The sequence below is a fragment of the Pectobacterium brasiliense genome, from assembly GCF_013449685.1.
In the GTDB taxonomy this organism is placed as follows: Bacteria; Pseudomonadota; Gammaproteobacteria; order Enterobacterales; family Enterobacteriaceae; genus Pectobacterium; species Pectobacterium brasiliense_A.
On record NZ_JACDSF010000012.1, the window covers coordinates 75,308 to 82,527 of the forward strand.

A 7,220-nucleotide genomic window follows, 5' to 3' on the forward strand; every position below is an offset into this window, starting at 1 on the left:
GAGTCCCGACGCGGTTAAGCGCCTAATTAATTTCAGGGGTTATTTAATTCAGATATTCTTCGGGTTTAATTGCCGTCAGAATGTCGGGGGCAGCTTCAAATAAGCTGAATAGCTCATTTAAGGCATGTGATATTTTATTTCGCCACGGACATGAAACATCATCAATCCTCCAGTAAGGCTGATTAAATTCATTTTCACTTAATCCCGCATGAAAAAATAACGTCCGTCTTTCACCGACACTTAACCAACTTAAAAAGGTCGAGGTTTTTTCACGACGTTTGCGGCTCAGCGAGAATATGCGGCGCAGCTCATCAATTGCGCAAACAATCCGCTCACGCTCTGCGGTTGGCATTTCCTCCAGACGGTAAACGGTCTGGCTCTTTTTCATCTGCGCATGAAAGCAGATAGTTAAACGATCGCGCTCATGTAGCCCGTTGTAATAGGCGCAGGTTTCACGCCAGCGGCTATCAGCAAAGTGCTTGCCGATCACATTACGCAGCCCGGCGGGTAAATTCTGCATACTGCTGACGGTAAAGGCTGTCATGCTTTCCCCCGTAACACTGACTTGATAGAGCGGATAACCCGCTGGCTAACTCTCTCCCGGCGGGTACGAATGATGATCCCCTGACGGCCTTTGCCGTGGGTGATCGTAAAATCAGGCTTTGTCTCCGTCTGGTGCCACCAGAGGAACGGCGCTATTGATATTGGTGCTTGCATGGTTTCCTCCTTCCTATTGGTAACCGCCCACGGATAGACGGTTGCGAATAGGTGCCGGGCGAACCCGGCACAGGATGCTTATTTCTTTTCTGCCCCGGTCATTAACGGTGACCAGACAATGAAAACTAATGCGCCGATGAATAACGCATCACTGACGACAGAAAGCAGATAGCTTGAAAAATCAACCGCGACGCCCATAAACGCGAACAAGAGAACCGCAGCCAGACGCAACTTGTTCATTACAGGTAATCTTCAATACGCAGACCGAGGCGGCGACCAACCTCTTCCAGCACTTTCTGTTCTTCTGGCTCAATTTCTCCGTCAGCTTCGGCAATCGTCAGCATGTTAACGAAAACCTCTTCGGCATCTTTTGGCGTGTTTTTGATATCGTCGATTTCACGCAAGATGTTCATGCGTCCAACGCGAAAGCCTGCCTGTAACTGTTCAGTGAAGCGGCTGATAGTTTGGGTGATTTCATTCCCGTAATGCCCCAACTGAGGGTTAGAGCGCAGCAACTTATCCAGTTTGTCTGTCTCTTCTTTCTCGATTTCGCCATCAGCTGCCGCAACCAACAAACAGCCGCCAACAATGGCCTCCATCAGATCGCGATTCTCAACCTTTTTAAGTTCGACTTTTGCCGCGGCTACTTTCTTTCCGAATCCAAAAAAACTCATTTTTACTACTCCAGTTGTGGATGAAATTGCCTATTGGTAACCGCCCACGGATAGACGGTTGCAAATAGGTGCCGGGTTTTAGCCATGCCCGGCGCATGGTATTCTGGTGTTTCCACACAGCCAGAAAGGAAAAACCATGGAAGATAACGCTCAAAAAAACCAAGCCTTAACAAATTTCATTCAAGTCATAACTGAAGCAAATGAAATGACACGAAACCGCGTCAGTGCTCATGACTTATTTCTTCGTGCCCTTTTTGATGCCCTATCTAACGAACAAAAGGAAAAAGTACTAACAGCACTTGATTTTAAAACTTCGTCACTTAGTCCTGCTGCCGCATCTGTTTCAGAAGATTCGCGATTTGAACTCTTTCAGCTTCTACCTGAGCTTTTATTGCGTGCGAAGCTGAATTAAGAATCTCACTGCATTTGTGGCAGGAGCACAGGCAGCAGGATTTATTTTTACTTCTGCTGCTTTTTACTATCTCGCCCATATACATTACATCCAATATTTAAATACCGACGGGGCGTTTAATCGTCCCGCGTTCTTTACCCAAATAATCCAAATAAACAGATGCAACTTTTTCATAAGAAAGGCCAGTATCAAATTCCTTACCTGAATTAAGATGTATAACAGCGGTTACATCATGTTTTCTTTTAATTTCAGAAATCGCCACTATGGAATCAGATTTGATAACAATGCGGCCATCAATCGTATTAATACGCATACAACCATAGGTATCTTTTGACGGCGTTTTTTCCTCTATAAATCTTGAGGAAATGAAATCGTCAATACCATCAACGATGTTGGAAACGCTGCCGTAATTTTTATCAGCAAAGCATTCAACCATGTAGTGAACATTACCTACATGTTCACCATGTAAATGATATTGGCGGCAGAAAATGGCGGTATGCTTGCTATCCTTATTCAAGTTAACGAAACAATTACCTGACTGCTGGTACGACGCTTTCAGCCCTATAATCTCATCGCTCATTTCACATGCGCATTTTTCCAGATCGTCGAGGAATGAAAACGCGGCATCAATGCTGACGCTTTTGTTTTTCAAATCATTACGCATCGCATTAATCAGACTAAAAATATTCATTTTTCTTACTCACCCAATATTCAACGACGCACTAATACCGCTCAGTGCATCTACGGTTGACGCTAACGCGGGGTTAGCCTGAATACGCGCCTGCAACGTTAAGCCGACCAGCGACAAATAACGCACACCCGCGTTGATACTCTCGATCACGTTATGACGACGCGCTGGCGTCATACGCTCATCGGATACGCTTTCAGCAGCAACCGCGCCCACTGCGGCGGTGGCCTGCAATACATACGTGGTTAGTCGTTCCGCCTTTGCCTCATTCACTGGCACGGCTGGCAGGCAATTAAGCTGCGCCAAAAGCCCATCGATCAGCGTGGCGTCTTCGGTTACATCGGTGATTGCCAGCAAATCGTCACAGGTCAATCTGTGCGGCTGCTCTGGGTTCAGCTTGTTACGCAACATTTGGGCGTTCATGCCGATGCTTGCGGCTACATCAACCAGATTCTGCTTGTTGGCAAATGCCCGGCAAGCGTTGTTGAAGTGCGGGTGTTTTGCAATTTCGTAATCAAACATGGTTCAGATCCTTTGAAATTCGAATAATCGAATTCATGGTTTGATGTAACGGCACTTGATAGCGTGTTGACGGTTCTTTTCCCGCCATGCCTCAAGGTTGATTAAGGCGTTGCCGTGTTTAGTCATGACGGAATGGCCGACAACTTCACCTGTCGCTTTATCTTTCTTAGCGCGCTTTACGGTGCTGGTTGGTGTCGGTGCCAGCAGTACAACGCCGTTAGCGATCCATTTTTCCAGTAGAGAATTGCTTATGTTATTGATTCTCGCGAATTCTTTCTTTGTCATGGTTGGTGCCATTTGCACGGCTGCAACCTGTTCGATAGCGTCTTTGATGGCGCGGTTGACTTCTGGTGTCAGTGCTTTGACCAGCTCAGCAACCAGTGCGGGACTGATTGCAGAATCAAATCGTGGGGATGCATTTGCAATCTCCTGAGACATAACGCAATATCTCCTGTTAATCGGTTTGTGTTCTATGGTGTTGCATGTGGTGTGTGGCTACTGTAGATCCGTTTTTCATATCTGTAAATATGAAAATCAAATCTAGAGCGAAATTCTATGCGAATTGAAAACGCCGTAGCATCTGAGGTGTTGGAAAGAATCCTTTCTTCTTATGGATTCACCATGCAAAAAGAGCTAGGTGAAAAACTTGGTATTGCCAAAAGTAATGTTGCTGGCTGGCTGCAACGAAACCAAGTTCCCGGAAATGTCATTGTGCAATGTGCCCTCGATACAGGGGCAGATGTAAACTGGTTGGTGACAGGTGAATTTGAAAATTCGAATTTGCAAATACCGCCAGTAACGCTAAAAGGTAAAGCACTTTACGACCAAATTCTGGCATCAGGTGGCAAAGCCGTTCTGCGCAGGATGCTGGATGCCTATGGGTTCAGCACGCAAAAAGAGCTTGGTGACTTGCTGGGGATTTCAACGGCGACGATCAGCACATGGATTCGCCGTGACTTTTTTCCGGGTGATGTCGTTATTGCTTGCGCGTTGGATACTGGCGTTTCTCTTGAGTGGCTGGCGACAGGGCGGGGTATCACAAGTTCAGGACAGGGGCTGACCGTTGATGCACCAGAAACAGCCACCATTGCTAAAAAACGTCTGCTGGCTGGGAAATTGGAAGACGATGGTTTTTGTTCTATCGACAAATCATTTTTACCTGAGGGCGTTACTCAAGAAAAACTATGCTACATACGCTCAGGTAAAGACGCTTGGCTCGTAGAAATGGGTGAGGGTGAAATATCTAACGGCACATGGCTTTTAGATATTGATGGCAGTTTAGATGTGTATTCAGTGTCTCGCCGTCCGAGTAAATTAATTGTTAATGGACGTGATGGTGAGTTCGAATGCACCGTTGATGAAGTAGTTGTAAAGGGTATCGTTACTATTATTTTTAAAACGTCAATTTAGTCAAGGATGCATATATGAAAAATTTTAGTTTATTAGTTAGTGTTATTGTTTTTTCTTTTTTATTTAATGCTGAGGTTTCCGCAAGAAACACACCATGTTCAAAAGGCAAAGGCGGCATATCTCATTGTACAACTGACGGGCAATTCGTTTGTAATGATGGTTCGATAAGCAAATCTAAGAAAATTTGTAGTAAATGATTTTTTTGTATGGCGATATCTTATATATCGCCAGTTTAGTGTTAAAGGGAAATGATGTTTTTTATTTAAGGTTTTATTTCGCCTTTTATTAAAATAACTCCTTTCCCTTTTTTAAGGTTAAGTTCATTTTTTGCCAAGCAAGATTTGTCTATGTATCGATGAACCTCACCAAAAAGTAACATGTCAAACGCTGCGCTGATAAGTATTTTTGTCAATATCAGGCGGCTGTAAATTGTATGAGCATAAAGGAGTATATCCATGGAGTATCAAAGTATCCGTCTAAATGTGAATGAAGATTTTCAGCAATCATGTGCTAAACATGGCTTGACGTTAAGTAAAACAGAATGTTTCAGCGTTAGTACAACGATGAAAGATATCATCGATTTTGTGTATCAAGTGAAAGACGCTAACGTACACCTTGCTTTGTTGGCCTATGTTGCTGTCGAGTGGCTGAAAAAAAGAACTGGGCGAAAACTACATATCGTAATAGAAAATGAAAAGCCTAAAGAGATCACCGCAGAGAATGTGAGTAAGGAAGAGCTGGAAAGCATTCTCACCAAAACAGTGGCTTTGTTTACAAATGAGTCAGAGTGACGCTGGCTTTTACCGTTCCATCGGCCAACGTATTGCTTCAGGCTATGCGTTGGCTTGTTTGTGATGTGTCGCCATTCTGTCGCCAAAGGTGTGTTTAAGTGTTTGATTTTAATATTATTAATAAGTATTCGGTCTTTTTTTTGATGTATCGGTTGGCGGTTCTTGCCAATGAGATGTTGAGACGAGACGAATTTCGTTTCTGCGAGCCTTTTAAAGGTTTTTTAAATAAATGCTTGCTAAAGATATTGATACATGAGTTAATGACTCGTCGGTTTGATTCGCAGACGTAAAAAGCAGTTTAGTAAAGCAGTTCTCATTTCAAAGTGTTATCCATAGATATCCCTTCTTTTGAGCCTCCTTATTGTTGCTAATTAAATTCTGTGCACAGGCCCTATTTTGCCGGAAGGCGCTATAAAATTAAGGTAATTTCTATGTCTAATAAAATGACTGGTTTAGTAAAATGGTTTGACGCTGGTAAAGGTTTTGGTTTCATTACTCCTGACAACGGTAGCAAAGATGTATTCGTACATTTTTCTGCGATTCAGAGCAACGATTTCAAAACGCTGGACGAAGGCCAAAAGGTTGAGTTCACCATTGAAAATGGCCAGAAAGGCCCATCAGCTGGCAACGTTGTCGCACTGTAAAAAGTTGCGCCACAATAAAGCCAAATGAATTAATGTTTCTCTTGCGATAGCGATGATGGTTTAAGCCGGAGCAGTCAAGGAAAGCACTAAAAAACCCCTAGCGTAAAGCTGGGGGTTTTTTATATCTCGTAGCCGATTACTGAATTTTATCTTCAGCACTCAGCAGCCTATATTATTTTATTCCTCATCATCCGTAAGCATTCAGTTTCATTAACTACGACATCGCAAACGGACATAATTCCTCTACCTTCATTATAAAATGTCTTTATCACAATCTAATCGACAGGTTCATATCCTGTTTATAGCCGTTATCGGCTAAGTTTATAGAATACGACGTAATGGGAGGAAACAATGACTGAGAAAAATACGGGTACCAAATACAAGGATGAAAATGACCATCCGGCAAACGATGCGCCAAAAGATCAGGGGGAGATTCCGCGCAAACGTGATGACAGCAAGGATGATGTCGATGATCCGTTTGATGCGAATAAGGCTTAATAGGTTGGCGACGGACTTCTGTCGCCAATATGCCGCGAAAAATTAGTGCGCTTTAGCCGCGACGGTGACCGATGCATCGGGGGTGAAATAATCGCTCTCATCCACAATTGGAATATAAATCCGAACCCATTCAGTCCCTTCAACCATCTCCCAGCTATGTCCTTCTCCCTGAGTGTCAGCGGCAATCAAGACGGTTCCAGGAGAAAGCAAAAAAGTGGAACCATCGCTAACTCGAAATTTCAACGTGCCTTTCAGCGTGATGACATATTGTTTGCGCGGTGCCGGGTGAACGTTCAGCTCCCACGCTTCCGTAGAATTGCTGAGCCAAAATTTTTGTGCCGTGATTTTTTCCAGCGCTGGAACGCTGCCTGTTACGAAGGCTGAACGATTATCTGGCGTATTGATGAGTTTGATGGCTGGTATCTGGGTTTCCTCTGCGTGAGGTGAGGGAGGTGCTGCGGAATAAGCAGTAACGGAAAACCATAATCCAGCAAGCGCCAGAAGAAAACGCGATGTCTTTTTCATTTAAATAAAATCCATATTATCTATGCCCGATAAGCAGGCAACCCTATATATGTCAGCCGTCTCTGCGTACGTCTTACAACGTGTGGATGGTACTGCTGGGGGAGATCCTTCACCAGATGGTTAAAGCAATCGCACTGATTGGTGTCTCGCTTGATTTGTTTATATTTTATTCATTCCAGTTCCGCAATGGGATGAAATCGGTGGTTCCAGTTTTCTTGCCAGTTGCCCGCTGGCGCTGAGTAGCACCATGCTTGTGGCACAGGTCGTGGTGCCGCAGGCGCAGTCCCTTGGCACATCGCTGACGCATATCGACTATACAGGGCGGGATTCCACTTTGCT

13 protein-coding genes are annotated in these 7,220 nt (G+C 44.2%); 5 read left to right on the top strand and 8 right to left on the bottom strand.

Translation table 11 applies throughout. From position 1 onward, the window contains the following. Positions 1-43: 43 nt before the first annotated feature. From H0248_RS05255 to H0248_RS05270, 4 genes are all read right to left on the bottom strand, one after another. Complete coding sequence (locus H0248_RS05255) at positions 44-544, bottom strand: replication protein B (protein ID WP_113633152.1); 501 nt, start codon at positions 542-544, stop codon at positions 44-46. Beyond that, a complete protein-coding gene (locus H0248_RS05260; protein WP_180785022.1) occupies positions 541-717 on the bottom strand; it encodes a hypothetical protein in 177 nt (58 codons plus the stop codon). Before H0248_RS05260 ends, H0248_RS05255 begins: the two co-directional genes overlap by 4 nt. 78 nt (positions 718-795) lie before the next feature. Then, positions 796-957 carry a DUF3927 domain-containing protein gene (locus tag H0248_RS05265; RefSeq protein ID WP_180785023.1) on the bottom strand — a complete coding sequence of 54 codons (162 nt, stop codon included), beginning with the start codon at positions 955-957 and terminating at the stop codon, positions 796-798. Beyond that, complete coding sequence (locus H0248_RS05270; protein ID WP_033071260.1) at positions 957-1,391, bottom strand: tellurite resistance TerB family protein; 435 nt, start codon at positions 1,389-1,391, stop codon at positions 957-959. The genes H0248_RS05265 and H0248_RS05270 overlap by 1 nt, the downstream gene beginning before the upstream one ends. A gap of 136 nt (positions 1,392-1,527) precedes the next feature. On the opposite strand from H0248_RS05270, the gene H0248_RS05275 reads away from it, so the two are divergent. Beyond that, positions 1,528-1,803: a hypothetical protein gene (locus H0248_RS05275; protein ID WP_039276814.1), complete on the top strand. Its 276-nt coding sequence runs from the start codon at positions 1,528-1,530 to the stop codon at positions 1,801-1,803. Positions 1,804-1,900: 97 nt separating this feature from the next. On the opposite strand, the gene H0248_RS05280 is transcribed toward H0248_RS05275, so the two are convergent. Genes H0248_RS05280 through H0248_RS05290 form a run of 3 tightly spaced genes read right to left on the bottom strand, consistent with a single transcriptional unit; the run spans position 1,901 to position 3,451 of the window. Beyond that, the gene (locus H0248_RS05280; protein ID WP_180785024.1) at positions 1,901-2,494 is read right to left on the bottom strand and encodes a hypothetical protein; all 594 of its coding nucleotides are present in this window, start codon (positions 2,492-2,494) and stop codon (positions 1,901-1,903) included. A gap of 9 nt (positions 2,495-2,503) precedes the next feature. After that, positions 2,504-3,013, bottom strand: coding sequence for a phage regulatory CII family protein (locus H0248_RS05285; RefSeq protein ID WP_180785025.1), 510 nt, complete (start codon positions 3,011-3,013; stop codon positions 2,504-2,506). A gap of 33 nt (positions 3,014-3,046) precedes the next feature. Continuing rightward, complete coding sequence (locus tag H0248_RS05290; RefSeq protein ID WP_180785026.1) at positions 3,047-3,451, bottom strand: hypothetical protein; 405 nt, start codon at positions 3,449-3,451, stop codon at positions 3,047-3,049. Between the two features lie 117 nt (positions 3,452-3,568). On the opposite strand from H0248_RS05290, the gene H0248_RS05295 reads away from it, so the two are divergent. From H0248_RS05295 to H0248_RS05315, 4 genes are all read left to right on the top strand, one after another. Continuing rightward, positions 3,569-4,423, top strand: a complete 855-nt coding sequence (locus tag H0248_RS05295; RefSeq protein WP_180785027.1) for a phage repressor protein CI — start codon at positions 3,569-3,571, stop codon at positions 4,421-4,423. A 455-nt stretch (positions 4,424-4,878) separates the two neighbouring features. Next, positions 4,879-5,214 carry a hypothetical protein gene (locus H0248_RS05305; RefSeq protein WP_180785028.1) on the top strand — a complete coding sequence of 112 codons (336 nt, stop codon included), beginning with the start codon at positions 4,879-4,881 and terminating at the stop codon, positions 5,212-5,214. A gap of 431 nt (positions 5,215-5,645) precedes the next feature. After that, positions 5,646-5,858 (top strand): transcription antiterminator/RNA stability regulator CspE, encoded by a 213-nt coding sequence (gene cspE / locus H0248_RS05310; protein WP_005967874.1) that lies wholly within the window; start codon positions 5,646-5,648, stop codon positions 5,856-5,858. A gap of 351 nt (positions 5,859-6,209) precedes the next feature. After that, a complete protein-coding gene (locus H0248_RS05315) occupies positions 6,210-6,356 on the top strand; it encodes a hypothetical protein (protein WP_180785029.1) in 147 nt (48 codons plus the stop codon). A 42-nt stretch (positions 6,357-6,398) separates the two neighbouring features. Here H0248_RS05315 and H0248_RS05320 read toward each other — a convergent pair whose 3' ends face one another. After that, positions 6,399-6,881 carry a hypothetical protein gene (locus H0248_RS05320; RefSeq protein ID WP_180785030.1) on the bottom strand — a complete coding sequence of 161 codons (483 nt, stop codon included), beginning with the start codon at positions 6,879-6,881 and terminating at the stop codon, positions 6,399-6,401. Positions 6,882-7,220: the final 339 nt, after the last annotated feature.